Source organism: Leptospira sanjuanensis (assembly GCF_022267325.1).
GTDB lineage: Bacteria > Spirochaetota > Leptospiria > Leptospirales > Leptospiraceae > Leptospira > Leptospira sanjuanensis.
In genome coordinates this window covers 254,896-281,369 of record NZ_JAIZBG010000002.1, presented here as the reverse complement: position 1 = coordinate 281,369, position 26,474 = coordinate 254,896, and the positions used below count along the sequence as shown (strand labels likewise).

24 protein-coding genes are annotated in these 26,474 nt (G+C 46.5%); 10 read left to right on the top strand and 14 right to left on the bottom strand.

Annotated features, from left to right (window positions below; all coding sequences use genetic code 11):
• Positions 1-4: 4 nt before the first annotated feature.
• The 4 genes from LFX25_RS19300 to LFX25_RS19285 all read right to left on the bottom strand — a co-directional run bounded on the left by LFX25_RS19300 (position 5) and on the right by LFX25_RS19285 (position 3,793).
• Positions 5-1,459 (bottom strand): polysaccharide deacetylase family protein, encoded by a 1,455-nt coding sequence (locus LFX25_RS19300; RefSeq protein WP_238731879.1) that lies wholly within the window; start codon positions 1,457-1,459, stop codon positions 5-7.
• A 74-nt stretch (positions 1,460-1,533) separates the two neighbouring features.
• Positions 1,534-2,100 carry a tetratricopeptide repeat protein gene (locus LFX25_RS19295; protein ID WP_238731878.1) on the bottom strand — a complete coding sequence of 189 codons (567 nt, stop codon included), beginning with the start codon at positions 2,098-2,100 and terminating at the stop codon, positions 1,534-1,536.
• Between the two features lie 21 nt (positions 2,101-2,121).
• Positions 2,122-2,637, bottom strand: a complete 516-nt coding sequence (locus LFX25_RS19290) for an LB099 family protein (protein ID WP_118957181.1) — start codon at positions 2,635-2,637, stop codon at positions 2,122-2,124.
• A gap of 163 nt (positions 2,638-2,800) precedes the next feature.
• The gene (locus LFX25_RS19285) at positions 2,801-3,793 is read right to left on the bottom strand and encodes an LEA type 2 family protein (RefSeq protein WP_238731877.1); all 993 of its coding nucleotides are present in this window, start codon (positions 3,791-3,793) and stop codon (positions 2,801-2,803) included.
• 111 nt (positions 3,794-3,904) lie between these two features.
• Between LFX25_RS19285 and LFX25_RS19280 the strand changes: the two genes are divergently transcribed.
• Positions 3,905-4,735, top strand: a complete 831-nt coding sequence (locus LFX25_RS19280) for a TIGR01458 family HAD-type hydrolase (protein WP_238731876.1) — start codon at positions 3,905-3,907, stop codon at positions 4,733-4,735.
• A 108-nt stretch (positions 4,736-4,843) separates the two neighbouring features.
• On the opposite strand, the gene LFX25_RS19275 is transcribed toward LFX25_RS19280, so the two are convergent.
• Together LFX25_RS19275 and LFX25_RS19270 are read right to left on the bottom strand one after the other, a co-directional pair.
• Complete coding sequence (locus LFX25_RS19275; RefSeq protein ID WP_238731875.1) at positions 4,844-5,290, bottom strand: acyl-CoA thioesterase; 447 nt, start codon at positions 5,288-5,290, stop codon at positions 4,844-4,846.
• Positions 5,287-5,883, bottom strand: coding sequence for a TetR/AcrR family transcriptional regulator (locus tag LFX25_RS19270; RefSeq protein WP_238731874.1), 597 nt, complete (start codon positions 5,881-5,883; stop codon positions 5,287-5,289). Before LFX25_RS19270 ends, LFX25_RS19275 begins: the two co-directional genes overlap by 4 nt.
• Before the next feature lie 434 nt (positions 5,884-6,317).
• Between LFX25_RS19270 and LFX25_RS19265 the strand changes: the two genes are divergently transcribed.
• The 5 genes from LFX25_RS19265 (at position 6,318) to LFX25_RS19245 (ending at position 13,149) form a co-directional block, all read left to right on the top strand.
• Positions 6,318-7,295, top strand: coding sequence for an ArsR/SmtB family transcription factor (locus LFX25_RS19265; RefSeq protein WP_238731873.1), 978 nt, complete (start codon positions 6,318-6,320; stop codon positions 7,293-7,295).
• Position 7,296: 1 nt separating this feature from the next.
• Positions 7,297-8,607 carry an adenosylhomocysteinase gene (gene ahcY / locus LFX25_RS19260; protein ID WP_238731872.1) on the top strand — a complete coding sequence of 437 codons (1,311 nt, stop codon included), beginning with the start codon at positions 7,297-7,299 and terminating at the stop codon, positions 8,605-8,607.
• A gap of 76 nt (positions 8,608-8,683) precedes the next feature.
• Positions 8,684-8,983, top strand: coding sequence for an indolepyruvate ferredoxin oxidoreductase subunit alpha (locus LFX25_RS19255; protein WP_238731871.1), 300 nt, complete (start codon positions 8,684-8,686; stop codon positions 8,981-8,983).
• A 46-nt stretch (positions 8,984-9,029) separates the two neighbouring features.
• Positions 9,030-12,776 carry a methionine synthase gene (metH, locus tag LFX25_RS19250; RefSeq protein WP_238731870.1) on the top strand — a complete coding sequence of 1,249 codons (3,747 nt, stop codon included), beginning with the start codon at positions 9,030-9,032 and terminating at the stop codon, positions 12,774-12,776.
• A gap of 43 nt (positions 12,777-12,819) precedes the next feature.
• Positions 12,820-13,149, top strand: coding sequence for a hypothetical protein (locus tag LFX25_RS19245; RefSeq protein WP_238731869.1), 330 nt, complete (start codon positions 12,820-12,822; stop codon positions 13,147-13,149).
• Positions 13,150-13,185: 36 nt separating this feature from the next.
• On the opposite strand, the gene LFX25_RS19240 is transcribed toward LFX25_RS19245, so the two are convergent.
• From LFX25_RS19240 to LFX25_RS19230, 3 genes are all read right to left on the bottom strand, one after another.
• Positions 13,186-13,473 (bottom strand): type II toxin-antitoxin system RelE/ParE family toxin, encoded by a 288-nt coding sequence (locus LFX25_RS19240; protein ID WP_238731868.1) that lies wholly within the window; start codon positions 13,471-13,473, stop codon positions 13,186-13,188.
• Positions 13,458-13,646 carry a hypothetical protein gene (locus tag LFX25_RS19235; protein WP_238731867.1) on the bottom strand — a complete coding sequence of 63 codons (189 nt, stop codon included), beginning with the start codon at positions 13,644-13,646 and terminating at the stop codon, positions 13,458-13,460. The genes LFX25_RS19240 and LFX25_RS19235 overlap by 16 nt, the downstream gene beginning before the upstream one ends.
• Before the next feature lie 95 nt (positions 13,647-13,741).
• Entirely contained in the window at positions 13,742-14,686 is a 945-nt protein-coding gene (locus LFX25_RS19230) for an LIC_20087 family outer membrane protein (protein WP_238731866.1), read from the bottom strand.
• Between the two features lie 107 nt (positions 14,687-14,793).
• Here LFX25_RS19230 and LFX25_RS19225 point away from each other — a divergent pair, with 107 nt between their 5' ends.
• Positions 14,794-16,089, top strand: coding sequence for an ATP-dependent 6-phosphofructokinase (locus LFX25_RS19225; RefSeq protein WP_238731865.1), 1,296 nt, complete (start codon positions 14,794-14,796; stop codon positions 16,087-16,089).
• Positions 16,090-16,285: 196 nt separating this feature from the next.
• On the opposite strand, the gene LFX25_RS19220 is transcribed toward LFX25_RS19225, so the two are convergent.
• Both LFX25_RS19220 and argB read right to left on the bottom strand, forming a co-directional pair.
• Positions 16,286-18,034 (bottom strand): GAF domain-containing SpoIIE family protein phosphatase, encoded by a 1,749-nt coding sequence (locus tag LFX25_RS19220; protein ID WP_238731864.1) that lies wholly within the window; start codon positions 18,032-18,034, stop codon positions 16,286-16,288.
• 153 nt (positions 18,035-18,187) lie between these two features.
• Positions 18,188-19,060, bottom strand: a complete 873-nt coding sequence (argB, locus tag LFX25_RS19215; RefSeq protein WP_238731863.1) for an acetylglutamate kinase — start codon at positions 19,058-19,060, stop codon at positions 18,188-18,190.
• 76 nt (positions 19,061-19,136) lie between these two features.
• Between argB and LFX25_RS19210 the strand changes: the two genes are divergently transcribed.
• Complete coding sequence (locus tag LFX25_RS19210; RefSeq protein ID WP_238732080.1) at positions 19,137-19,892, top strand: SDR family NAD(P)-dependent oxidoreductase; 756 nt, start codon at positions 19,137-19,139, stop codon at positions 19,890-19,892.
• Positions 19,893-20,107: 215 nt separating this feature from the next.
• Positions 20,108-20,647 carry a DUF1564 domain-containing protein gene (locus tag LFX25_RS19205; protein WP_238731862.1) on the top strand — a complete coding sequence of 180 codons (540 nt, stop codon included), beginning with the start codon at positions 20,108-20,110 and terminating at the stop codon, positions 20,645-20,647.
• Here LFX25_RS19205 and LFX25_RS19200 read toward each other — a convergent pair.
• Together LFX25_RS19200 and LFX25_RS19195 are read right to left on the bottom strand one after the other, a co-directional pair.
• The gene (locus LFX25_RS19200) at positions 20,623-22,362 is read right to left on the bottom strand and encodes a M61 family metallopeptidase (RefSeq protein WP_238731861.1); all 1,740 of its coding nucleotides are present in this window, start codon (positions 22,360-22,362) and stop codon (positions 20,623-20,625) included. The two genes, LFX25_RS19205 and LFX25_RS19200, sit on opposite strands and share 25 nt — an antisense overlap.
• Positions 22,363-22,842: a peroxiredoxin gene (locus tag LFX25_RS19195; RefSeq protein ID WP_238731860.1), complete on the bottom strand. Its 480-nt coding sequence runs from the start codon at positions 22,840-22,842 to the stop codon at positions 22,363-22,365.
• A gap of 180 nt (positions 22,843-23,022) precedes the next feature.
• Here LFX25_RS19195 and LFX25_RS19190 point away from each other — a divergent pair, with 180 nt between their 5' ends.
• Positions 23,023-25,197 (top strand): adenylate/guanylate cyclase domain-containing protein, encoded by a 2,175-nt coding sequence (locus LFX25_RS19190; protein WP_238731859.1) that lies wholly within the window; start codon positions 23,023-23,025, stop codon positions 25,195-25,197.
• A 15-nt stretch (positions 25,198-25,212) separates the two neighbouring features.
• Here the strand turns inward: LFX25_RS19190 and LFX25_RS19185 are convergent, their stop codons facing one another.
• The gene (locus LFX25_RS19185; protein ID WP_238731858.1) at positions 25,213-26,445 is read right to left on the bottom strand and encodes a hypothetical protein; all 1,233 of its coding nucleotides are present in this window, start codon (positions 26,443-26,445) and stop codon (positions 25,213-25,215) included.
• Positions 26,446-26,474: the final 29 nt, after the last annotated feature.

Below are 26,474 nucleotides of genomic sequence, written 5' to 3'. Positions count from 1 at the left end.
GAATTTAGAAGCTTCCGTCCGGGTGTTTTTTAAACTCTTTCTGATTGATAAAAAGATATTGATATTGAATCTGCTTTCCATCCTTCGTTTTGGCCTGGACCATCAACGGAAGAAAAGTGGATTTCCGCGCAAAATCCGGAATCCGCACCGTATAATCCGGAGCCTGACTGTCCGCAATCACGTTCTTGCTTTTGATCTTGATACTTACGGATTCGGGTTGAACTCCTTCCAAATGAATCTTAAATTCCTGACCGGTCTTCACCCAAGCGCCGTCCAAAATCGAAATCGAAATTTTAGGGGGAGGGGCCATAGTGAGGATCGAATTGAACGCGGATTGGGATTGTCCCCAAGGAACCAAGGATCGATGCACGTTGTAAACCGGAACGCCCGGAACGTTCTTCCCCGGATTTACGGTAAACGCCATTCTATAACCGATGGCCTTCGCTTCTTCGATCACTCTCGGATCGAAAAGCCCGAACGGATACGCAAGATCCACCACCTTTCTTCCGGTTTTCTTTTCCAAAATCTCTTTGGATTCCAAGAGTTGTTTGCGGATCAAGGTTCTGCTCATCGTAGGTAATTTAGGATGATATAATGTATGGGAACCCAAATCCAACACTCCGCTGTCGAGAGCGCTGTTCAGTTGTTCCCAGGTCATGTAATACTTCTTCCCCGAAGAAATGATGGAAGGATAAATAAAGACCGAAGCGGTAAATCCGTATTTCTTCAACAAAGGGACGAGAACTTCGAGATGCGTTTTGGAACCGTCGTCGAAGGTAAGAAGAATCGGTTTGTCCGGAAAGTCCGAAGGTTTTTTTCCGTTGATATACGCGTAGAACTGATCCAGTCGAACGGTTTTATAACCCGCGGCTTTCAAGAACTTAAACTGTTCTTCCAAAAGATTCGGATGAAGGTTATAACCTCCCATAGGACCGCCTTCGGCAGCCAAGTGATGATAACAAAGAACCGGAACTCCGCCGCCGGAAACCGATTCCACTCCTTGTGTGGAATAAGAAGGAGTGGAAGGGGTATCGTCCTTAACGGTAGGAAGCGCGTCCTCGTATTTTTTCTTTTTAGAAGTCGAAACGTTTTGTTCCTTCGACTTCTCCTCTTTCTTATTTTTTACATTAGAATTCTTTGATTTTTTACGCGAAGTCTTTCCTTCCGCATCGGAATCGCCTGCTAAAGTTTCGGTGGATTCCGTTTTTTCCTTCCGATTCTTTTTGGAAACGGTTTCGGGAATTGCGTCTTCGTTTCCGGAAGAAGCCGCGTCGGTCTTAGCGGGTATTTCTTTTTTAGGAGAAGAAGCGGAGGTCTTTCTTTTTTTCTCCGGATTGAGGAAGTCGTCCACGGGAGACGCGATCAGAATGGAAGACGCCGTAAACGAAAGAACGGCAAAGGTCAGCTGGGAAGAAAATCGAGTAAGTGTTTTTTTGGAAATAATTTTTGTAGTTTGCATTCCGGAGTCCGGGTAAAGATTCTCCGGTTAGTGTTTTTCAAGCACCTTCCTCGGCAAGCGATTCACGGAGAATTCTAATTGCAGAATTTAAGATAAGACTTTGCGGCTTCCCCGTGACCGATCGCCTCGGCCTTGTTCCAATCTTCGCAGGCGTTTTGCCGATCCTTGATCGCCCAGTAAGCCACGGCGCGATTGTTCCATGCGTTTGCGTAATTCGGTTTCAGGCGAAGCGCCGTTGAAAAATCCCGAATCGCGCCCGGGTAATCGGAAAGTTTGATCTTTGCAAAACCGCGGTTGTTGTAAGCGATCGCATAGTTTTCCTGGCGTTCTATGGCTTGCGTATAATCGGAAATCGCGCCCGCTTCGTCACCGGACTTGCTTTTGGCGATTCCTCTGTTGTTAAGCGAAGCTGGATTATTCGGATTTATATCCAAATCCCTGGAATAGAACTCGATTGCGTCCAGGAATTCTCCGTTTTTGAGTTTGGAATTCCCCTGTTGGAAAGGATTCGGAGTGATTTTTTGCGGAGGAAGCCGCTCCGGAGTTTTCTCCTGTTCGGATGAACAGGAAGAAAACTGGGTAATGCTGAGACAAAAAATAAAAATCGAGCCGAGTTGAAGCCCAAGATGAAAAGGGAGCATCGGAAAACCTCCGTTAGGAGTTTATTTTCCTTCCTTCTCCTTGATCAATCTCTTTAAGACCGATTCGCTGTGAGAGCAGAGTTTCAGAATTCCGCCCTTAGCCGGTTTTTGTCTCTCGAGTTCGAGAAGCTGCGACGCAAATCGAAACTTTCTGCGAATATGATTTACCGCCGGGATGGAAGTTTTGAAACTTCTCGCCAACTCGTGATCGGTTAAACCTTTCGAGTTGAGGTCGAAGAACTTTGCAAGCTTATCCTTATCCCAAACGATCTTTTGATCGGTTCGGTAGTAGTTGTGTTGTTCCAGACGTTTGCTGTTGCGTTCGTAAGAACCTTGGTTCCTCTTCTTTCTCCAGAAGGGGTGTCGGTTTCTTGCATACTTGATGTCATCGATCGTGTAACCGGTGGATGTTAACCATTCCGAAGTGATGCTGGATTTTTTTGGTCCAGTCAGTTTCGATTTAATCGATAACTCGATGTACTGCTCCGGTGTCGATGCTGCTAATAGTTTCCGTTTTTCTTTTTCGTAGATTTCCATATTGTTTTACGCTCATTTATCCTATTCGGAGAATTGAAATTCTCCAAACTCAGGAACTATTCTTATCATAATATGGTTAACTTGAAAACATTTTTATGAAACAAAAAAGAATTTCTCGAATGTATTTGTAATCGTTTCAAATACATCCGATGTAATTCAATACTTACCAGCGAAAGTTACCCTCTTTTATAAATCCGAAGCCGATCGAATCACTTGAAACTCCCGGACATACAACTGCGGCTTTTCCCATTAAACGAAAAGAAGAACTCCGTTTCGTAACCGCGTTTGCTATTGAATTGGATACGGACTTCAAAGGAAAGCTTGTACGAATCGTAAGAATCGATTCCTTACCGTTGTTGGCGATATTCACCGGAGAACCCGTTAAGAACTTATCGTTTTCCAGAAAGAGTTCGAAGTTCAGATCCTGAAAGCGAAGATCGGAAGCCGCCTTGTTGTTCAATACGAGATCGAACTCGGTATCGATGGAAATATCCAACGCTTCCAATCCGGCGTTTAAAGCGGAGCCGGGAGACTTCTTCGCTTTTGGAGAAAGAAGAGCGTCCAAAAATGAAACCGCCTTCTTCGCGAGTTCGGCACTATTTGCAGATTCCGTAATCTTTGCAACGTCCGGTTTGATGATCTTAAAGTTTTTGATTTCGATGTTGGGAAGAACGGCGGGGATCAATCGTTCGTCTTGAAACGGAAACTTCAACGCGTCTGCCCCCGCTAATGCGGCATATTTGGAAGGAATCGGAAGAGACGCTTCGCCTTCCACTCGGACCAGAAGTTCTTTTTTACCGGGAACTTTCTTATACAAGGCGGCGAGGTCCGCGTATTTCAACTTCACTTCGATCGGAAGATTTTTTTTGGAAGAACCTTGGATGGAATCGAGTGCGAGTTTCACCTTACTGAACTGCGTTCCTTCGATCTTCACATCCAATTCGAGACCGGAAGCGGGAAGAGAAATCGGATATGGGTTTCGAACTTCGGATTGAATCACGAGTTTGATGTCTTCCAAAGTGATTTCCGCGATCTCCACCTTTTCAAAGGAGATTTCGGGAGTTTTGATCTTTCCTTTCAAGGTCTGCAATTCCGCACAACCCGCGAGAATCGGCAAAAGAAAGAAGAACGGGAGAAGGGTTATTTTTGATTTCAAGGAATCCTCCAAATTTGTAATACTGATATAGGGAAGCGGAAAAGAATTGGAAACAAAGATTTTCAAAAGAGAGAATCGCAAATTCGGAAAAATGCGTTAGAATCGCATTCTATGCAGGAAAACAGGGATCTACGAAATACTCTCAAAACGCCCGTACAAGCCGTTCTGGTGGATCTGGACGGGGTATTGCATACGGGCAACGTTCTCCTTCCCGGAGCGAAGGACGCAGTTTCGTATCTGCAAACGAATCGGATTCCGCACTTATTTCTTACGAACACGACGACGAAATCGAGAAAGGCTTTGGCTTTTTTCTTACAACGGATCGGACTTCCCATCGGAGAGGAAAGAATACTCAACGCGCCGAGCGCGGCGCGGGAATACATTCTAGAAACAGGAAATCCAAAAACCTTTTTCGTCATGAACGAGGAAGCGCGCAACGATCTGGAAGGAATTCCTCAAGAAACGAAACATCCCGAAGCCGTTTTGATCGGAGATATCGGGAAAGAATGGAGTTATGCGCTTCTCAACGATCTCTTTCAAAAGGTGAAGAGTGGCGCGCGCTTGATCGCGCTTCACAAAGGAAAGTATTGGCAAACGGAAGAAGGATTGCAGTTGGATATAGGAGCGTTCGTGGCGGGATTGGAATACGCAACCGGAGTGAAAGCGGAGGTCATCGGAAAACCTTCACCCGCTTTTTTCAACGCGGCTCTGAAAATTCTTTCCGCGGATCCGTCCTCCACGATCCTCGTCGGAGACGATCTCGATTCGGATGTGGGCGGAGCACAAGCCTGCGGAATCGGAGGAATCCTCGTTCAAACCGGGAAGTATAGAAATGGAATATTAAAAAATTCAAACATACGACCCGATGAAATTTGGGAAAACATAGGTTCTTTGATTCCTTTTTTCCAAAATCAAGCCGGGGAAGGTTCCGAATATGAGTGAATACTCGCAAAAGAACGCGTAACGTATGCGTACAACCGAACGTTTTTTGGATTTGTTCGTTTAACGAATGCTAGATCAACTTCGATTTGAAATTCGTTTAAATCGATTCTAAATTTTAAAAAATTCTAACGTAGATTGCGGAAGCCCGATCGCTTCCAAAAATTTGGCGGGACGTTTCGAGTTTAAATTTAGAATCACCCAATCCGTACTTGCGTTGCAGGAAAGCGCTTGATTACTGCCGCAAATGATTCTCTGCTTGAAGACCGCGCGGGTAGGAGACTTTAAAAACAAATCCGATTCGATCCTGATGGTTTCGGGATACGCGATTTCCCGTTTAAACTCAAGTTGAATCGAAAGAATGATCGGACCGAACCCTTCGTTACGCAGCTTCTCCATCGAAAAACCCCAATCGCGCATGGCTCTCATGCGAGCTTCGTCCAAATATCCTTGGAAGTTTTTATTGTTCACGTGATTGTTCGGATCGAGTTCGTCCCAACGAACCACGATTTGAGTTTCATGATCTTTTTTGATCGGCGAAGAAGTTTCCGATTTCATAGTTCCTTTCCTAAAACGAGATTTCGATGAACACTTAAGAAGTTTTCGAGATACGATTCATCTCCTGTGGCCCTTGCCAAAAGCATCGCTCCTCTCCAGGACGCTTCCACGGTTCGGATCAGCAGGAGAATTTTGTCCGCGGTCGAGTCGTCCGCAGAAACTTGCAAAGAATCGAGGATCGCATTTGCGATCGCTTCCAAAGAACGAGCGAGTTCCTTTCTCAGTTCCGGCTTTTTTCCGGAAGAATGTTGGGATAAAACATTGATCAAACAGGAAAGCCCGTCCTTTAAGAAATGTTTTTCGAGCTTCACTTTTTCTTGGTAAAGAGAGAAGAGGGCGGACCTTCCGCGACCCGCCTTTTGCAGGGTTTGATCGTTCCAGGAGATTGCGTTTTGTGTATAATCTTCCAAGGCTTCGATTAAAAATCGATCTTTGGAAGAGAAATAATTGTAAAAGGAACCCTTGGGGATTTCGGCTTCGTCTGCGATTTCTTGAATTCCGATTCCATCCGGACCGTTTTGTCGGATGAGACGAATTCCCGCTTCGAGGATCGTCTTTCGTTTGATTGCGGAATCTGCTGCGGAGAGTTTCATGCGGTTTCTGTAGTTTTTCGAATGTTGATTTCGAGTCTAGGTTGTTTGAAATAATTAAAGCGACTGGTCATATTAAATGCAAGCGAAAATTGCGAATTCGTTCGAAAATTCAAATGAAAGGGGATTTAGGCTGAAATGACCGGGAGAGAGATTTTTCATTTCTGGAGGATTCGTCCGTTTTTCGAATTTTGTGGGAACTCCTTCAAAACTCGAAGAGGAGAATTTGTCTGTACTTCCAATTTTGTGGGAACTCATACGAAATCCAGAAGGACGGCTGATCTCCTCGTTTTTTACAAAGAAGTCCCGGTCCATTTCGAGAAGAAGGCCTACTTTGTCCCTCAAACTGTGTGGGAACTCCCCCAAAACTCAAAAAAGATCCGGCAACCTCATAAAAAGTCTTGCAGATATCAAGATATCTTGATATCCTCTCCTAAATGGAGACTTTAGAAGCCAGAGTTTTTTCGGGAAGCAGCCCGAAACAGATTCTCTCCGCGCTCAAAGCGCTCTCGGACGAAACGAGAGTCCGAATTCTCCATATCCTATCGCTATCTCCATTGAACGTACAAGAAATCACGGAAGTTTTGAGAATGGGCCAGTCACGCGTCTCCCGACATCTCAAAATCTTAACCGACGCAGGTTTTCTAATTCCGGAACGGGAAGGTTCCTGGGTTTATTACCGGATTCCGGAAGAAAAAAAAGAACCTGATTTCGCCTCGGAAGTCACCGAACTTCTTCTTTCCTATAAGGACGATCTTCCGTTTCGAACTCCGGATCAACTTCAGATTTCGGAAATCCTTTCCAGAAGGGATCAAAAAAACACATTCTATTTCAATAATGTAGCGCAGGATTGGGAATCCATTCAGAAGGATGTACTCGATCCCGCCTTGTATCGCAAAAAAATTCTTTCCTATCTGCCTAACGCGTCTTCCGTGATTTACGATCTAGGTTGCGGACCGGGCGGTTTGATTCCGTATCTTCTTACCAAATCCGATCAAGTTATCGGAGTGGATTCTTCCCCGAAAATGGTGGAAGAAGCGCAGGTCGCGTTCGCCGGAAATTCACACGTATCTCTAATTCATTCTCAACTGGAGAATGTGGCTTCTTCTGCGACTCAGGAAGCGGACGCCGTGGTCGCTTCGATGGTGCTTCATCACCTTTCCAATCCTCCGGCGGTTATTCGCGAAATTTATAAAATTCTAAAGCCCGGCGGCGTGTTCTGTCTTGTGGATTTGAAAAAACACAATCAGGAATTCATGCGGGATAATTTCTCCGATCTTTGGTTGGGCTTCGATTATTCTCTTCTTCAGGATTGGCTGGAACTTTCGGGCTTCACCATTATGGCGCACGAAGAATTCGATACGGGTAACGTTTTCAAAATTTTGATCATTCAAGCAACGAAAAAGGAGGACTAGAATGTCCGCAACAACACAGGAAAAAGGCTTAAGCTATAAAGTAAAAGATCTCTCCCAGGCAGAGTGGGGAAGACAAGAGATCATTCTGGCCGAAAAAGAAATGCCGGGTCTTATGGCTTTAAGACAAGAATACAAAGGTAAAAAACCTTTGGCAGGTGCGAGAATCGCTGGTTCTCTTCACATGACGATTCAGACCGCCGTTCTGATCGAAACCCTGACGGAATTGGGAGCGGAGGTTCGCTGGTCGTCTTGCAATATCTTCTCCACCCAAGATCACGCAGCGGCTGCGATCGCAAAAGCGGGTATTCCCGTTTTCGCATGGAAAGGTGAAACGGAAGAAGAATACTGGTGGTGTATCGAGCAGACAATTTTCTTCGGAGAAAAAGGACCGAACATGATCCTCGACGACGGGGGAGATCTCACCGCTTACATCCACGAGAAATATCCTCAATTGTTAAGCGAAATCCGCGGTATCTCCGAAGAGACCACCACGGGAGTTAAGAGTCTTTACAAACTTCTTAAGAAAGGAGAATTGAAGGTTCCCGCGTTTAACGTAAACGACTCCGTTACGAAATCCAAGTTCGACAACCTCTACGGTTGCCGCGAGTCTCTTGCGGACGGAATCAAAAGAGCGACCGACGTGATGCTCGCCGGTAAAGTGGCTCTCGTTTGCGGTTTTGGGGACGTTGGTAAAGGATCCGCAGCTTCTCTTCGTAACTTCGGCGCGCGAGTGATCGTAACCGAAATCGATCCGATCTGCGCTCTTCAAGCTTCTATGGAAGGTTATCAAGTTCTTCGTGTGGAGGACATCATCGAACAAGTGGACATCGTTGTAACCGCAACCGGTAACGACGACATCATCACTCTCGAACACATGAAAGCGATGAAAGACGGAGCGATTCTCTGTAACATCGGACACTTCGACACAGAAATCCAAATGTCCAGACTGAACGGCGAAAAAGGCGTAACCAAAAAGGAAATCAAACCTCAGGTCGATAAATACACTTTCCCGGACGGTAAATCCATCATCGTTCTCGCGGAAGGACGTCTTGTAAACCTCGGTTGTGCAACCGGTCACCCTTCTTTCGTGATGTCTTGTTCTTTCACGAATCAGGTATTGGCTCAGATCGAACTTTATAACAACAAATACGAGTTGGGAGTCTACACTCTTCCGAAACATTTGGACGAGAAAGTTGCCGCTCTTCACCTCGAACAGTTGGGAGTTCGTTTAACAAAACTGAACCAAAAACAAGCCGACTATTTGGGAGTTCCGGTCGACGGACCTTTCAAACCGGAGCACTACAGATACTAAGCCGACGTTTCGACGCGGAATCCCGGGTTTACCGACCCGGGTTTTCGTATCGGAAGAATCGGTCTTTCCGAATCAAATGGCCTATGTAGTCGCGGAACCCTGCAGGCATTGTAAATACACATACTGTGCCGCGGTTTGTCCCGTGGAGGCCTTTCGGGAAGGAAGCGATTGTCTTTACATCGACCCTTCCGTCTGCATCGATTGCAACAAATGCAGGCCGGAATGTCCGGTGGAAGCGATCTACCCGGACTACGAAGTTCCTTCCGTGTGGCACGGATGGATCGCGGAGAATGCGGTACAATCGAAACATTCTCCCGTGATTACGGATGTGAAAGTTCCTTTGAAAAAAGAGGGATGTATCAATCCGGAATATTAGAATTTTACGTTATACTATTTTTTAAAATTATCAAAGAAGTTTGCTCATGACTTATAAAGTTCAGAACTATACGAATCCCTCCTCCAAGGAACTGCTCTCCCTTCTCGAAAAACAAATTCTCGTAATCGACGGCGCGATGGGAACGATGATCCAAAGATTTTCCCTTCAAGAAGACGACTTTAGGGGAGAAATTCTCAAGAACCACTCGCATCCGTTGAAGGGAAACAACGAACTTCTTTGTTTGACGAGACCGGACGTGATCGAAGCGATTCACTTGAAGTTTTTGGAAGCGGGCGCAAACATTCTCGAAACGAACACGTTCAGCTCGAATCAAATCTCGCAAGGCGACTATAAAACCGAGTTTTTGGTGGCGGACTTGAATAAGGCCGCGGTTGTTTGCGCGCGCAATGCGATCGCGAAATTTCAAAAGACGAATCCCAACCAACCTTGTTTCTTGGCGGGGGCGATCGGACCGACTACAAAGACCGCGACACTTTCTCCGGATGTGAATAATCCCGCGTTTCGCGCGGTGACATTCGACGATCTCGTCGCTACTTTTTACGAACAAACGCGCGCTCTTGTGGAAGCGGGAGTCGATCTTCTTCTTCCCGAAACGAACATCGACACTCTCAACTTGAAGGCCGCGATATTTGCGATCGAACAAGTATTCGAAGATTTGCAAGTTCGAATTCCGGTCTGTTTGTCCGTAACGATCACGGACGCTTCGGGTAGAACCCTTTCCGGTCAAACGGTCGAAGCGTTCTACAACTCGATCGCGCATTGTAATCCTCTTTCGGTCGGAATCAACTGCGCGCTCGGCGCCGACGAAATGCGTCCATATATCGAAGAACTCGCGAGAGTTTCCTCCTGTTACATCAGCTGTTATCCGAACGCTGGATTGCCGAACGCATTCGGCGGTTACGATCAAACTCCGGAAGAATTCGGAAAATACATTCAAGAATTTGCAAGTTCCGGCTGGCTGAATATCGCGGGCGGCTGTTGCGGAACGACGCCCGAACATATCGGGGCGGCCGCAAAAGCGGTTCACGGGAAGAAGCCGAGAATTCTTCCGCAGATTCCCGAAGTCACCCGATTGTCCGGTCTCGAACCGTTGAATATCACTCCGGACAAAGGATTTTTACTCGTAGGCGAAAGAACGAACGTAACCGGATCTCCGAAATTCAAAAAACTCATCATCGAAGGAAACTTCGAAGAGGCGGTTTCCGTCGCGTTACAACAGGTGGAAGCGGGCGCGAACATCATCGATATCAACTTCGACGAAGCGTTGTTAGACGGAGAGGCTTCGATGAGACATTTCTTGAATCTCATCGCGGGCGAACCGGATATCGCGAAAGTTCCGTTTATGATCGATTCTTCCAAGTGGAGCGTGCTCGAAGAAGGGTTGAAGTGCATTCAAGGGAAGCCGATCGTAAACTCGATCTCCCTCAAGGAAGGAGAGGAGAAGTTTCTGGAATACGCAAGAAAGATCCGAAGATACGGAGCTTCCGCGATCGTGATGGCGTTCGACGAACAAGGCCAGGCGGCAACCAAAGACGATAAGGTCCGTATCTGCAAACGCGCCTATGATCTTCTCGTTACAAAGGCGAACTTCAGTCCGACTGACATCATCTTCGATCCGAATATTCTTACGGTCGCAACGGGAATCGAAGAACACAACAACTACGCGATGGATTTTATCGAAGCCGTCCGCGAGATCAAAAAAGTCTGTCCCGGCGCAAAAGTATCGGGCGGTTTGTCCAACGTGTCCTTTTCGTTTCGCGGAAACAATCCCGTACGGGAAGCGATGCACTCTGTATTCTTATACTATGCGATTCAAGCGGGAATGGACATGGCGATCGTAAACGCGGGAATGCTGGCGGTCTACGAAGAGATCCCCAAGGATCTATTGGAATATGTCGAAGACGTAATCTTGAATAGAAGACCGGACGCGACCGAGCGTCTTGTTGAATTTGCCGAAAGCATCAAAGCGGGAGGCGCAGACAAGTCCGAGAAAAAAGAAGAGGCTTGGAGAGAAGGGACCTCCGTCGAGGAGCGACTTTCCCACGCTCTCGTCAAAGGGATCGTGGAATACATCGATCAAGATACGGAAGAAGCGCGCGTGAAATACGGGCGTCCGTTAACCGTCATCGAAGGTCCGTTGATGGACGGGATGAAGATCGTGGGCGAATTGTTCGGCGCGGGAAAGATGTTTCTGCCTCAGGTCGTAAAAAGCGCGCGCGTGATGAAAAAATCCGTAGCTTATCTGCTTCCTTTTATGGAAGAGGAAAAGAACCAATCGTCGGAGGCTACAGCGCGTCCTAAGTTTTTGATCGCTACGGTCAAAGGAGACGTTCACGATATCGGCAAGAACATTGTGGGCGTCGTTCTTGCCTGCAACAACTACGAGGTCATCGATCTCGGTGTGATGGTTCCTTCCGATAAGATTCTCGAAGAGGCAAAGAAGCATAACGTAAGCATCATCGGTCTTTCGGGACTTATCACTCCGTCTCTCGACGAAATGGTCCACGTAGCGTCCGAAATGAAACGCACCGGATTCGAAGTTCCTCTGTTGATCGGAGGCGCAACCACGAGCTCCGCGCATACGGCCGTTAAGATCGCGCCTGCATACGATCAACCGGTTGTTCACGTTGTGGATGCTTCTCGCGTCGTGAACGTGGTCAACCAGCTTCTCCATCCGGACTTGAACGAAGCTTATACGCAAAAAGTAAAAGAAGATCAAAAAGCGGCACGGGAGAATTACTTCAATACCAGAGCCGAAAGAAAGTTGATTTCTTTGGAACAAGCCAGAGAAAATCGCCATCCCATCGATTGGGCGACGACTCCGATCGACAGACCCGCGTTCACAGGAGTTCGCGTCTTTGACGAAGAAGTTTCTTTGGAAACGTTGATCCCTTTTATCGACTGGACTCCGTTCTTTACCGCATGGGAACTGAAAGGAAGATACCCCGCGATTCTAGAAAGCGAAACGACCGGAAAACAAGCGAGAGAACTTTTCGCGGACGCTCAAAAACTCATGAAGAAGATCGTGGACGGAAAACTTTTTAAAACCAAGGGAGTGATCGGAATCTTCCCCGCGAACGCTGTCGGAGACGATATCGAAGTCTACGAAGACGAAAAACGTTCCAAACTTCTCACCGTATTCCATACTCTGCGTCAGCAGATTCAGAAAGAGGACGCTACGGAACCTAACTACTGTTTGGCGGATTATATCGCTCCGAAAGAATCGGGAAGAATCGACTATATCGGAGGATTTGCGGTGACCGCGGGACACGGAGTCGAGGAATTCGCGAAAGATTTCGAAAACCACCAAGACGACTACAATTCGATCATGGCGAAGGCGTTAGGCGATCGATTTGCGGAAGCATTTGCGGAATACATGCACTATAAAGTCCGGAAAGAATACTGGGGATACGATAAGAACGAGAATCTTTCTCCGGAGGATTTGATCCGCGAGCGATACAGAGGAATTCGCCCGGCGGCGGGATACCCCGCTTCTCCCGATCATACCGAAAAACGGGTTCTATTCGATTTATTACAAGCGGAGAAAAACACGGGAATCACGCTTACGGAACATTTCGCGATGTGGCCCGCAAGTTCGGTCAGCGGATTGTATTTCGCACATCCGGAGTCCAAGTATTTTGCCGTCGCAAAGATCAATCGCGATCAGATCGAGGAATACGCGGAAAGAAAAGGGATGAGAGTGGAAGAGGTGGAACGTTGGCTTGCGCCGAACCTCGCGTACGATCCTCTCGCGGTTTCCGTTGCGAAATAGGAATCTTGGAAAGAATCCGATTTTTTTCGTCTAACTAGAAGCTATGAAACCGGCGGTCCCCAATCATTCTTCCGTACACAATCACGGTCCCGTTTATTCGGAGACTAGGAACGCGTCCGAAGAATTCTCCTTTCATCCCACGCTGATTTCATGGCTGAAAGAACCGCTCGGTCTTACGGGCAGCGAAATTCTTACGTTAACCGAAATCGGATGTACGGACCATTCTTGCCCGGTGATCGAAACTTGTTTAGAGATTTTTTCGAACAAACAGAATTCGACGCCGGAACGTATGATTCGTTTTGGAAGAGCAAAACATCTGATCAGCAAGATGGATCTTGCCTTCTCCCTCAAAAAACAGGGAATCATCGAGTAACCCTACAAAGTAAACAATCGTCGATTCAAAAAGAGATCATTTTAACGACCTAGAAGAATGGTGAATCGTAACTATTTCAATATTTTCTGAATCGTTAATTCTATAAACGATTCGATAATTGCCCGAAAATCGTTCCCGCAAACTTTCAATATTAAATTCCGGAACCATTCGTCCTAAAAACGGGAACAACGGTATTTTTTCTACAGTTTCTATGATCCGATTGACTACATTAAACGCGTAAATTTCAGAATCTATAGTGATATAATCGTAGATATCATGCAAATCGGATTGAGCTTTCCGAGACCAGATTATCTCTTTCGCCATTTAGCAATTTCTTCTACGACTTTTTCGTGAGAAACTATTTTACCGTTATCCAAATCCGACAAGCCCTCTTGAACTTTCTTCGAAAAGAAAAGTTCTTCCATGATATCATCAAATGATGAATCATCAGGTAAGTTTTCGATCAGGTTGATGGCCTGTTGCTTCGTTGAGGACATGATTGATATTTACGTCTTAAAATTGAGATTGTCAAATAGAATTCGATCATCCTAATCTATGCGATTGAACGTGAGACAGAACGCTTTCGATTTTCTTATTTAGAAGAGGTTTCGGAAAAGCTGTATTTGATTCCCAAAATTCCCTGCACGTCCTGCATCCACTGATGTTGTTCTCCCGCGAGTTGCGCCGCGGTGGGAACGGGAACGCGTACCATTCCTTCCAAGCTTAAGTTTCTGGAAGAAAAGGAAATCCCCGGATTCAAATAGTATTCATACGATTTTAAACCGCGCATGTTGTTGCTTCCCGGATCGCCCGTTCCTCCGTATCCGAGGTTGCGGTCTTGAAAGCGTTTGATGCTGGAGAATTGAAGGAAGAAGTTCATCTTGGAACTTTCTCCGATTTCCGGAAATACGGAATAATTGAATGCGATCGTGGACTTGGCGGATTCCAGCACGGCAAGTCCGGCTTGGTTTCCGATCATTCTCGCGTTAAAATCCATCTCCAATCCCGCATGACGTTTCATGTATAAAAACATCACACCCGAACTGCTTCCGTTTTGAAGCGGATTGGAACCGAACGTCTGCAAACCGAAACCTTGGATTTGGTTTCTGGAATCGGTGATTCGATCCATCGTTCTCTTTTCAGAGAAGGCGCCGGATACAAATTTGCCCGTTTTAGAAGAAGGCTCGTTTACGAAAACCGTTTCGGACACGGGTAAGAATTGAATGCTGCCGTGCGGAACGACGGAAAATAAAAACGGCTGAAACATTCCCGAAAAGGAGAGACCCGGAGTTACGATGAACGTTGGCGCGGGAGATTTTTTTTCGGGTGCGGTTTCGTATTCCGGTCCGAGTTTGAGTTCCATCGGGTCCTTATAGGGAATGGCGACCACCTGCAGATATTTTTGACGATTGAGATCGAAATCGCGGGAAAGGTGGTAGGGTGAAAACGGGCTGAACGTCGGATCTTCCACCGAAAAAACGGAGACTCCGAACAGAAACAAAAATAAGGAAAGAATAAAGGATCTCTTTTTGTTCATAAACCGTTCTGTCTGTAAGACTATAGAAATAGAACAGAACTGTCAGTAGAAAATTGCAAAATGAGGTGATTTTTCCCCGAATTCCCGGAATATCTGCGCGAGGAAACATGGATACACGAATCAAAAATTTCGGCGAATGTAAAATTCCCAGTCCCGCGGATTATGAATACTATACTAGCGATTCTTCCAGGCTTTTATTCAGAACGGTGTTTCAATCCGATGAAGATTGGAATTCCTACATACAAAACGATCCCGATTTTTTCGAACAAGCCGGTCCTCGGGAAAAAATATTTTTCCACCCAAAGGAAGTGACGGCGGGAATCGTAACCTGCGGAGGACTTTGTCCCGGAATCAACGACGTGATCCGGGGGATCGTGATGGAACTTTACTATCGTTACGGTGTTTCGCGCATCCTCGGTTTTCAGTACGGGTATCAGGGTCTCGTGAAAAAATATTCCCACAAACCGATCGAACTCACTCCGGAGAAGGTGGCGCATATCGTGGAAGAAGGCGGTTCCATGCTCGCTTCTTCCCGTGGAAATCAATCCGCGGTGGATATGGTGGATTATCTGAGCTTGTACGGGGTCAAAATGCTCTTTTGTATCGGCGGAGACGGAACCCTACGCGGTGCGCGCGAAATCGTGGACGAGATCGCCAAACGCGGAGAAGAAATCTCCGTGATCGGAATTCCGAAAACCATCGACAACGACATCAACTACGTTCAGAAAACGTTCGGCTTTTCCACGGCGTTTTCCAAGGCCATGGAAGCGGTGGAATGCGCGCACGTGGAAGCGAAAGGCGCGCCGAACGGAATCGGCCTTGTCAAGTTAATGGGACGTCATTCCGGATTCATCGCGGTCAACGCGGCTCTTGCGTCCCGGAACGTAAACTACTGCCTGATCCCCGAAGTGAACTTCGATCTTTTTGGAAACGGTGCGTTTCTGGACGATCTCAAAAAAAGAATCCTGAAAAAAGGACACGCGGTCATCATCGCGGCGGAAGGCGCCGGTCAAAAATTTTTTGACGTTACCGGAGAACGAGATCCTTCCGGAAACTTAAAGCTGAAAGACATCGGATTGTTTCTCAAGGATACGATGGGGGAATTTTTCAAAAAGGAGAATATCCCCGTAAACATCAAATACATCGATCCGAGTTACATCATACGATCGATTCCGGCTAACGCGGAAGATTCGGTGTTCTGCGGCTTTCTCGCTCAGAATGCGGTTCACGCTGCGATGGCGGGCAAAACGGATATGGTCGTAGGAATGTGGAACAACGTTTTTACGCACCTTCCCATCGCGGTGGCGATTCAGGAAAGAAAGGTGTTGCAACCGGATAAGAGCACTCTTTGGAGATCGCTTTTGGCTTCCACCGGACAACCGGCTCACATGGAAGCGAAGTGACGTAAACGCGTCAGTGATGCGGAGGGCGCGAGCGTCCTGAGCCATATTCAAAAAATTGAATCTTTTCCGTTGAAACAAGGCGAAGGATGAGTCGCTACGCGACGAAACCCGGAGCAAGCACGGTCCTTCCGATCGCAGATCGGAAGGAGACGCCCGAAATTTTCCGCGGAAACGCCGCTCTCTACGGATCGCAGCGTTACGGAAGACGCACCATAAAAAGAGTGTAGTCGTCGTGCGGATCGGCTTCTCCGCGGAACGCATCGGTGGTATCGATGATGAGTTCCTTCAAAGCGCTGAGAGGCATTTCTCCGTTTCGCTCGATGAGCTTGGTCAGATTTTCCAAACCGTACATCTCGTTCGATTCGTTCATCGCTTCGCTCACTCCGTCCGTATAAAGAATCAATAGATCTCCGGGAGAATAATCGATTTCGTGTTCGTCGATTTCCGATTCCTTGATCCCGAGAGGCATTCCTTTTCCGGAAAGACTCGTGACCTTCTTTTCTTTGGCCTTGTAGAGAAGCTGTTCGTTGTGGCCCGCGCTCGAATACCGGATTCTTCGTTTGGCCATATTGATCCGAGCGAGCATAACGGTGACGAACATAAAATAACCGGACTTTTCTTGGATGATCCGATTCGCGCTCATCAAACTGATGCTCGTCGAAGAATTCCGGGAGACTTCTCCCGCGATGATCGTCTTGGAGAATTCCATAAAGAGCGCGGCGGCGATTCCTTTTCCGGAAACGTCCGCAATCAGCACGCTCACCTCGTCGGGGTTGTGATAAATGAGATCGTAAAAGTCTCCGCCGATTTCCTTGGACGCGATATAACTCGTTTCGAGTTCGAGTCCCTGTATCTTTTTCGGAATGTTCGGTAAAGAATTCACCTGAATCTGAGAAGCGATCTGCATATCTCTTCGGATTGAATTGAGTTTTTCCTTTTGATCCTTGGAAAGAAGGGAATTGTACGCTTCCGCGATCTGATTCGAGATCGTACTCAGAACGTTTTGATCCGCGTTATTAAAACTGTTCCCCGATTTTTTATCCGCGGAGTTTAGAATTCCGATGATCTTTCCGTCTTGTCGGATCGGAACGGAGATAAAGGATTTCGTTTTGTATCGTTCGGGACGAACCCATTCTTCCATGAAGCCGGACGTATTTTGAACGAGAATCGGCGCTCCGGTTTCGATGATATGTTTGATGATTCCTTCCTTTTCGTTGATGAAGTGTTCCTCGTCTTCGAGACTAAAGCCGATGCTTTTTTTGAGTTCGTATTTTCCGGTTTTCGGATTGAAGAAGATGAGCGAAACACGTTCCGCTCCCATCACTTCCGAAATCGAGTTTACGGTGAGGTTGAGAAACTGATCCATCGCCTCGATGTTCGAAATCGCCTGACTGAGTTGAAACAGACAATCCAATTCGTTGGCTCGGCTTTTGAGGTCGCGAATGAGTCTTCGATTCCGAATCGCGATCGCCGCGAGATCCGAAAGATATTGCAGAACCTTAATGTCCTTGCTCGTGAATTCTTCCCTTCCCAGGGAATTGACCGCTTCGAGCACACCTTGGATTTCTCCCTGAGTACTCATAGGAACGCAGATGAGGTTGTTGGTCACGAATCCGACGGTTTCGTCGATGTTTCTATAAATGCGAGGATCGTTGGCGGCGTCGTTGACGATGACCGGTTCGAGGGTTTCCAAAACCATACCGGCGATTCCTTTCCCGCGGGGAACCTTGAGCTCGGTCAAAGATTCTCCCTTGGTTCCCTTGGCGACGTTGAACACGAGACAATCCTCGTCGCGGTCATAAAGAAGAAGAGAACATCCTTCCGTGTTGAGAACGTCCTTTGTTGTTTCTATGATGATACCGAGAAGTTCTTCCAGGTCGTCGGTCGAATTGATTCTCGCCGTAATATCGGAAATTAGGGATAAGGATAGTTGCCTTTCACTCATAAGGGGGGTTAACGGACCGTTCTAAAAGAAGAATTCAATCATTGGACACAAGAAAGTGTTCTCTGTCAAGGAGTTTCGGTAACAATCGACGCGCGGAAATTTTTCAAAAAAACGAACCTAACCAAAAGGTTTATTTTTCTGAAAGGCGGAATTTTATTCGATCAACGAGCCGATTCCTTGGTCCGTAAAAATTTCGATCAGGATCGAATGAGGAACTCTTCCGTCGATGATATGAGTTCTTCGCACACCTTGATCGATTGCGGTGAGACAACATTCCACCTTTGGAATCATTCCGCCGGAAATTTCCCCCTTTCGAATATAATCCTTTACTTTGCCTCGATTGAGACCCGTGGCCAGTTTTCCGTCGATGAGAATTCCTTCGGTGTCCGTAAGAAGAATCAACTTCTCCGCTTTGAGAGCGCCCGCGATTTCTCCCGCGAACGTATCCGCGTTGATGTTGAGACTGTCCCCGGTCGCCGATTCGGCGACCGGGGATATAACGGGAATGAATCCTTCCTTCTGAAGGTTGTGGAGAATTTCCGGATTTACGGATTCGATTTTTCCGACAAGCCCCACGTCGAAGAGTTCTTTTTCCTTTCCTTCAAGTTCGATCTCGATCGGAGTTTTGATCGCCTTTGCGAGATTGCCGTCCTTGCCGGAAATTCCCACCGCCTTTCCGCCTTGTGCGTTGATCATGGAAACGATCTGTTTATTCACCTTTCCGGTGAGAACCATTTCGACGACGTCCATCGTCTGCGCGTCCGTGACCCGATGTCCGTGAACGAACTCGGTAGGAATCTTAAGATTTTCCAAGAGACGGTTGATTTCAGGTCCGCCTCCGTGAACGATTACGGGATGAATTCCCACGTATTTTAAAAGAACGATATCCTTTGCGAAAGATTCTTTCAAATCAGCCTTTGCCATTGCGGCTCCGCCGTATTTGATCACGACCGTCTTGCCCGCGTATTTGGTGATATAAGGGAGGGCTTCGAGGATATGATTGACTCTTTCCAAAAGTTTTTCCATGAGAAACAAAAGATTCCTTGTGCCGCTCTCTGTCATCCAGAAATACGGGATAGAAGAAACCAACGGAGTTAGAAGAGTGACTCGAAACGATCCAAAATCGAAACAAAGAAAGAACGTGATTCTCACCGGCGGAAGCGGTGGTCTCGGAAGAGCAATCGCCGCGTCTCTTACCACGGAAGGATATTCCGTTTTTAATTTGGACGTTCGTCCTCCCGTTGCGCTTCTTTCGGGAGAATTCTTCTGCGAAACGGATCTGACAAAGGACGAACGCTTGGATTCTTCTTTGGCGGAATGGAAGAATCGTATCGCTTCCGAGGATGAAGTTCCGTATGCGTTGATCCACTGCGCCGGCTACGGAGGTCCGTATCACGATCTTACGAAAGTAAGTCCGGAAGAATGGGATCGGATTTTTTCGATCAACATTCGTTCCGCGTTCCGAATCACGAAGGTTCTTTTACCTATATTCAAAAATCTGCAACTTGGAAGATTGCTATTCATCGCTTCTTCCTTATCCTTGATCGGGTCGGCGAATTCGGTCGCGTATTCCTCTTCCAAACACGCGTTGATCGGTTTTGCAAAGTCCTTGGCGGACGAATGGGGCGGATTCGGCATCACCGCAAACGCGATCAGTCCGGGTTATATGGAAACGTCGATGGGCATTCAGGAAGATCAGGTTTCCGATCATCGACGAAAGATTTTAGAGATGACACCTTCCAAAAAAATCGCTTCTCCTTCGGAAGTGGCGCGAGTCGTTTCGTTTTTGTTAAGCGAAGAATCTTCGTATATCAACGGAGCGAATTGGGCGGTGGACGGAGGAATTACGGCTGTTTAGCAGACTTTAATGCCCGTCCCAAAACCGGGAACGTGTGGGAACTCCTGCTTTTTTCAAACGGCGAGACCGTCTTTGAAAAGCCAAGGAGTATTTGTGGGAACTATTACAATTTTTTTCCCGTTTTGGGATCAGGCTCTTCGTAAAAAAACGGCGTTTCCTTAAAAAACCCGCGCCGACCAGTCTCCATCGGTTTTTTGCGGAACCGTATCCGATATATGGGAACCATGCTTTTAAATACGGATCATGAAATCCGTTCGCGACTTCAAGATGGGTATTCGATTACGGTCACTCTTTTAATTCCGGAACAAACCTTGCGACGCTTTTCAGAGCGGGACGCGAAGAAACTTCCGAAACGAATTCCCGAGCTTTTGAGACGGTATGGGAAATATATGTCCGCTGCAAAGCGCATCGGAAAAGATGCGAGGCGAACTCTTTATCAACCTTGTCAGGGTAAAAAGAAAATGGTGCGTGTGAATGCTCGGATTAGCACCGGTAGCTGGACTTTTTTAGGAACGTTGGCTCAAGCGCACGGCGTGTCCCGCTGTTTTCTGTTTAATTATCTTTTGTGGCTGGAGGAACTGGGAGTCGGAGATTCTATCGTGAATCCGATGAATGAGGGAGTTCCCACATTTCACAGGTATTACAGTTACATCCTCCACCTCGACTTACTTGACAACCGGGCAATCCGCAAACTCGAATGCGGACCGGACACGTATTTCCACACGTTAGATTACCGAGATTGGTTCCCTTCCTGACTTCCGAAGAACAGTCCGCGCAATTTTTTTTGTTCGTCGTTCGCGAGTTCGTCGAACTTAAACTGACTCGTTTGAAATCGTTTCGAGAGTTTCAACTTTCGCTTGAGAATCTTACCTCGCCGCGCGATCAAAAGTTCGATCTTATCTCCGGCCTTAAACTGCTTCAAAAGATCCTTTCGATTTCCGGAATGAATCCGAGTTCCATTCAGCGCGATCCATTCGTCTCCTTGACTTAGATCGACGGAAGCGTCCAAAATCTTCCAATCAACTTTGCCGATCACGAGATTTCCCCGTTCTTCCCGCGTGGAAAAGCCGAGTTCCACTCCGGGGTTCGAATCCGACCGTTTAACACCGATTTTGTGAAAGTAATTCTCGATCGGGATCGCAATCGCCTTATCCAGATAATTTCCGAATTCCAATTTCAGATCCACTCCGGTCCGTTTTTTTGCGGACTCGAAGAATTCGATTTTCGTAAAACCGCGTTTCTTTCCGACGTAATACGTTTGATATACTTCGTTCATCACATCCAGCAAAGAATGTTTGCCTCCCGTTTCCGACAGAAGATGCAGATCCATCGCAAGCGCGAGAATTCCTCCCTTAACGTAATACGAAATCCCCGTGTTGTTCGCGTTCGGATCGTTCGGACGGTTGTAGAATTTCGTCCAAGCCGTGTACGAAGAATCCTCCAAACTCATCCAAGCTTCTCCCTCGGACTTTTCCAAACTCTGAAGGTCTTCCATTACCTTTGCCAGATACGATTCCGGGTTCAGATGTTTGGTTCGCACCAAAAAATACGCGTCATAAAAGGAAGTGATTCCCTCCGCGATCCAAAGTTCGCGGGTTAAATTAGGTTTCTGATAATCGAACGGACCGAGCGCGATCGGGCGAATCCGTTTCACGTTCCAAAGATGAAAGTATTCGTGGGATAAAAGTTCGAGAAGTTTTAGATATCCGTCCTTCGACAACGCCTTCAGCGGATCATACATGTTCACGGAAGAATTGAGATGTTCCAAACCTCCGTAGGCGCCTTCGGAAAGAATCAGGACAAACAGATAACTCGTGTTTGGCGATCCTCCGAGAGAACGGATCTGTTCCTCCGTGATCTTTTGAAGATCGGGGATAAGGTTTTTTCGAACGGATTTCGGAAGTTCTCCCTCAAGTACGATCTCATGATCGCATTCTCCGCTGCGAAACGGAATCGAAGGTCGGTTCGACAAAAGAACAGGCGCGTCCAAAAATTCGTCCAGCGAAGCGGAAGAACGTTTGCGACCCTTTCCGCTCAAACCGGAATGACAATATTCAAACGGAAGCGCATTCGAGATTTCTAATGTAATTTCGGAAATTTCCTCGTCGCGGGGGTACAAAAACAAGGCGGGCGGATGAAGCAAACAATATTCCGTGGTGAAATAGTTCGAACGGACGGAATAGTCGTATCCGTAGACCACGTATCGAACACGAAAGGCTTCTCCCTCGGAACGAACGCTCCACGAATCCAAACCGATTTCGACGACTTCTAACTTTTTGCCGTTCTTACCGCTTGCAAACGCTTCGAGCTTGTGGATATGTCTGGAATAATCCCGAACCATATACGATCCGGGAGACCAAACGGGTAGGGATAGAATCGTTTCTTTTTTGGAAGACTCCATCTCCAATTCCACTTGGAGATAGTGTCCCGTAAGCTGATACTCTTGAATTACAAAACGAAGTTTAGACAATCATTTACCGCTGGCTTTGGAAATCTCCTGGAGAGTTTCTTCCACCGTGGTCGTCGGGTCAACTTTTCTCCAAACCTTTTGGATCTTTCCCTCCGGAGAAATCAAAAACGAATCTCTGGAAAGTCCCTTGAACACCTTGCCTCTCCATTCCTGATCTCCGTATACGCCGAGAGCTTCGCTCAATTTATGATCGGGATCGGATAAAAGCGGAAAGTTTAAGGAATACTTTTGGATAAAGTTTCCGTGAGAATCCAAATTGTCCAAGCTCACTCCGTAGACCTTCGCTCCGATCTTTTTGAATTCTCCCATATTGTCTCGATAACTGCAGGCTTGTTTGGTGCAACCGGGGGTATCGTCTTTCGGATAAAAATACAATAAAGTCCATGAACCCGCGATGTCGTCCGGAAGTTTCACGTTCTTTCCTTCCGTACTTTCCAAACTGACCGAGGGAACATTGGCCCCCAAAACTGAATCTGACATTCGAATTTCCTCCGTAGCAAGAATAAAGATTGGAACCGGGATGCAACCGCTTTTCAAAACGAATTCTAAGATTTGGACGACGTTTGGAATAAAAATGTTGAAAATTAGACAATCTAAACTTCTAATCCATATACTTCTCTCAAGAGAACCAATTCTTCTCCCAAACGGAAACCATCTACTTTGAAAACGATTCTATTCTTCTTTTGCGCTCTTATTCCATCCGTACTCTTTTCCGAATCGCAAGAGGCTTGGAAACCGATCGATCTGAGAAAAGGGAATTGGATCGCGATCGACAACTTTCAAAAAGAATATCTCAAAGGAATCGACGCTTCTTCTCCGAAAGTGAAAACGATCACTGCGTTTCCGATCGTTCTCAACGAAATTTTCGAAACTCCGATCGGAACGGGTTTGAAAGAATTCACTTTGCAGACTCGGTTTCAAATCGAGGAAGATTTTCAGAAAACGAAAATCTACAAACCTATTTTCTTATATCTCGAATCCATCGGAGAAAACTGGGAAATCTATTTGAACGGCCATTCTCTCGATCGGGAAATTCATCTGGATTCTTCCGGCAAAGAGATGCTGGTTCGAAGAACCATCCGCAGCCTTCGTCTTCCTTTGGATTCCAGTCTTTTGAAATCGGGGGAGAATCTTCTGACGTTCCGTTTGATCGGCGACGTTCCGGCTTCCGCGCTTTCTAAGAACGTGGATCTCGGTTTTTACATCGACGGAGATTATTCGATCACGACCGAACAAAAACTTTCCGGCGAGATTTCAACTCTCGTCAATCTTTGTCTCAATACGATTTATATCTTTTTCGGTTTGTATCACCTTCTGATCTACGCGAAACGAAGGGAGGATCGTTACAATCTTTACTTTGGAATCTTCAGCGTTTCGATGGCCTTATATTCCCTTTCCCGATCCAATCTCGCCTTCGACGTCATTCACGATACGACTTGGATTACAAGAATTGAATATGCTTCGGTTTCCCTTTTGGCGCCGATGTTTCTTCTGTTTATGCAGGATTATTTTTACGGAAGAGCGAAGTTTTCCAAAGTTTTGTTCGGAATTCTTGTCCTGAGTCTTTTGATCGCGATCGCAACTCTTGTGGAACCATTCCGTTATACGATGACCAGTCTTCGTCTTTGGCAGATTTCGATTCTACCCACGCTCGTTTATCTTCTCTATTTTATGAGCAAGGCGGTTTATTTAAGAAAGAAGGACGCGATTCTTCTGGCGACGAGCATGTTCACCGTGGTCTTTATCGCCGTCTACGACGTGATCGATTCGGTCTTTTTTCAATCGGGAATCCGTTTTACTCAGTTCGCCTATTTTCTGTTCGTCGTCGCGCTGACGACGATTCTTGCAAACCGATTCATTTCCTTGTATCGTCAATCGGAAGACTTAAACATCGAACTCAGTCAACAGAAGTTGGAACTCGCCAGACAAAAGAACGCGTTTTTTCGTTTTGTTCCGGTGCAATTTTTGAACGTTCTCGGAAAAGATTCCGCCGTGGAAGTTAATTTAGGCGACTCGGTTTTAAAAGAAATGAGCGTTTTATTCACGGACATCCGTTCGTTCACCACGATCTCCGAGCAGATGACACCCGAGGAAAACTTTCGTTTTATCAACGACTATCTCGCAAGCATGGAACCGGTGATTCAGAAACACGAAGGTTTTGTGGATAAGTTTATGGGCGACGGAATTCTCGCGCTTTTTTCGGGAGAAGGAGAAGCGATGCATCCGAGTCTGCAGGGAAAAACTTCCGCGGACAAGGCAATTCTCGCTGCGATCGAAATGAAAAAGAAGGTGCAGGCGATTAACGCGGAAGCGAAGGATTCTCACTTTCGCGGGTTGAAGATCGGAATCGGAATCAACACGGGGAACTTGATGCTCGGTACCGTGGGAAGCCGTTCCCGTCTCGACACGACCGTGATCGGAGATACGGTCAACGTTGCGTCCCGTTTGGAAAGTTTAACGAACCTGTATCGCGCGGATATTCTCATCACAAAGAACACGCTCTCTTCGATGACGATCGCGGACGGTCTTGCGATCCGTGAAATCGATTCGGTGGTCGTCAAAGGCAAAACCGATCCGATCATCATCTACGAAGTTTACGAAGCCGACGCGCCTCATATCCGTAAACTGAAAGACACGACCCTTCCTTTGCTTACGAGAGGAATCATTCTGTATAAGGTCGCGGACTTTCAGGAAGCGCTGATCAATTTCGAACAAGCGCTCAAAGTTTTTCCGGAAGACATCGTTTCGATTCTGTACCGCAAGCGTTGTCAGGAATACATCGCGTCCCCTCCGACCGGCAACTGGATCGGAGTTCAACATCTTCTCGAAAAGTAAACCGTATTCTTATCCTCAATATCGAAGCGTTGCTGCGATCGAAATTTGGGATCTTACGTCACGAGTTGATGGCAACGGTCCGAGCGCAGGCGCTCCCGAAAAATAAAAGCCCAGCAATGCGGAACTCATTGACGAACTCGAAGAAGACGAGCTCGAAAACATCGAACCGATTAACGTGAGCGGATTTGCCGTCTCTTTCACTTTCGAATCGGTAACCGTATGCGTTGCGTCCCAATATCCGTAAGAAAGATTTAAACCAAATAATTCAGTAAACTGATACGTATACCCGAATTGAAATCGATTTCCGACGAGTTCCGTTGTAGCGCCGCCCTTTACTTTTGTCGTAAACGGAATTAACAAAGGACTTGCAGAGCTTGATGATGAAGAACCGAATGCAGAGCCCAGGTTGACGAACGCTTTTACCTCTTCGGAGTATTTCCCGCTATTTGCTACGCTTTCAAAGTGTTCAACGCTAAAAAAGAATCTATGCTTTTCCTTAAGTTCAAGAGTATAACTTAATCCGATCACTCCGTTGACAAACGCTTCGTAATAATCGATTTTTCTTTGTGTTAAAAAGTCTATCGAGCTCAATTGAGAGGTTGTAGTAGCGCCCGAACTCGCTGTCGAGGAAAAACTGGAAGAATAAATGTTATAAGTAGAATTAAGCTGAGTAGAATTTCCATTCAATTCCAACCCGAATCTAAAACCGATATTTGAGAGGAATTTATTCGCATTGGCATGCCATGGAAGAATCTCACCGACATAGCCAATCCGAGCGGTTCTCAATTTATTGTTATCATAAATATAGTCGTCGAACAAAGTCGTAGTCATCCGGCTAGCGGTTGATCCGGATCCAAGAGCTAACGTTGATTTCTCATATTCAAAATTTTGGAAACCGTCCGTTTTTAGACCAGCGTACGAAACTAAAATATTACTTTTATAGATCCCGTTCTGAATTCCCATTCCCCAATCGAAACCCTTGCCCTTAAAATTTTGAGCACTTGGAAAGGACATGAAACTCGTTCCACCGAATGCCTTGTTCAACATCAAAGAATTCTGCGTTAGAATTGCATTCTTTGCCGTTGCTGAGTCGATATTATTATCGGTCACTCTAAAGAACATTTCAACGTTTCTTTCTTTCGATGAAGACGGAGCCGGTGATGGTGCATCTCCCTGATTTTGCGCGGCTATCTCCGTAACGCTTAGCGCAAATAAACATAATAAAATCAAATTCCCTTTTAAATTCATGCGAATCTCCCAAAAGTATGCTCACAATC

Bases quoted from the DNA above. Each gene is read 5' to 3' on its own strand.
- LFX25_RS19265 (WP_238731873.1), top strand. From the start codon at position 6,318: ATGGAGACTTTAGAAGCCAGAGTTTTTTCGGGAAGCAGCCCGAAACAG.
- LFX25_RS19225 (WP_238731865.1), top strand. From the start codon at position 14,794: ATGGATACACGAATCAAAAATTTCGGCGAATGTAAAATTCCCAGTCCC.
- argB (WP_238731863.1), bottom strand. From the start codon at position 19,060: ATGGAAAAACTTTTGGAAAGAGTCAATCATATCCTCGAAGCCCTCCCT.
- LFX25_RS19195 (WP_238731860.1), bottom strand. From the start codon at position 22,842: ATGTCAGATTCAGTTTTGGGGGCCAATGTTCCCTCGGTCAGTTTGGAA.
- LFX25_RS19245 (WP_238731869.1), top strand. From the start codon at position 12,820: ATGAAACCGGCGGTCCCCAATCATTCTTCCGTACACAATCACGGTCCC.
- LFX25_RS19255 (WP_238731871.1), top strand. From the start codon at position 8,684: ATGGCCTATGTAGTCGCGGAACCCTGCAGGCATTGTAAATACACATAC.
- LFX25_RS19205 (WP_238731862.1), top strand. From the start codon at position 20,108: ATGGGAACCATGCTTTTAAATACGGATCATGAAATCCGTTCGCGACTT.
- LFX25_RS19185 (WP_238731858.1), bottom strand. From the start codon at position 26,445: ATGAATTTAAAAGGGAATTTGATTTTATTATGTTTATTTGCGCTAAGC.
- ahcY (WP_238731872.1), top strand. From the start codon at position 7,297: ATGTCCGCAACAACACAGGAAAAAGGCTTAAGCTATAAAGTAAAAGAT.
- LFX25_RS19230 (WP_238731866.1), bottom strand. From the start codon at position 14,686: ATGAACAAAAAGAGATCCTTTATTCTTTCCTTATTTTTGTTTCTGTTC.
- metH (WP_238731870.1), top strand. From the start codon at position 9,030: ATGACTTATAAAGTTCAGAACTATACGAATCCCTCCTCCAAGGAACTG.
- LFX25_RS19295 (WP_238731878.1), bottom strand. From the start codon at position 2,100: ATGCTCCCTTTTCATCTTGGGCTTCAACTCGGCTCGATTTTTATTTTT.
- LFX25_RS19220 (WP_238731864.1), bottom strand. From the start codon at position 18,034: ATGAGTGAAAGGCAACTATCCTTATCCCTAATTTCCGATATTACGGCG.
- LFX25_RS19275 (WP_238731875.1), bottom strand. From the start codon at position 5,290: ATGAAATCGGAAACTTCTTCGCCGATCAAAAAAGATCATGAAACTCAA.
- LFX25_RS19280 (WP_238731876.1), top strand. From the start codon at position 3,905: ATGCAGGAAAACAGGGATCTACGAAATACTCTCAAAACGCCCGTACAA.
- LFX25_RS19270 (WP_238731874.1), bottom strand. From the start codon at position 5,883: ATGAAACTCTCCGCAGCAGATTCCGCAATCAAACGAAAGACGATCCTC.
- LFX25_RS19240 (WP_238731868.1), bottom strand. From the start codon at position 13,473: ATGGCGAAAGAGATAATCTGGTCTCGGAAAGCTCAATCCGATTTGCAT.
- LFX25_RS19300 (WP_238731879.1), bottom strand. From the start codon at position 1,459: ATGCAAACTACAAAAATTATTTCCAAAAAAACACTTACTCGATTTTCT.
- LFX25_RS19235 (WP_238731867.1), bottom strand. From the start codon at position 13,646: ATGTCCTCAACGAAGCAACAGGCCATCAACCTGATCGAAAACTTACCT.
- LFX25_RS19290 (WP_118957181.1), bottom strand. From the start codon at position 2,637: ATGGAAATCTACGAAAAAGAAAAACGGAAACTATTAGCAGCATCGACA.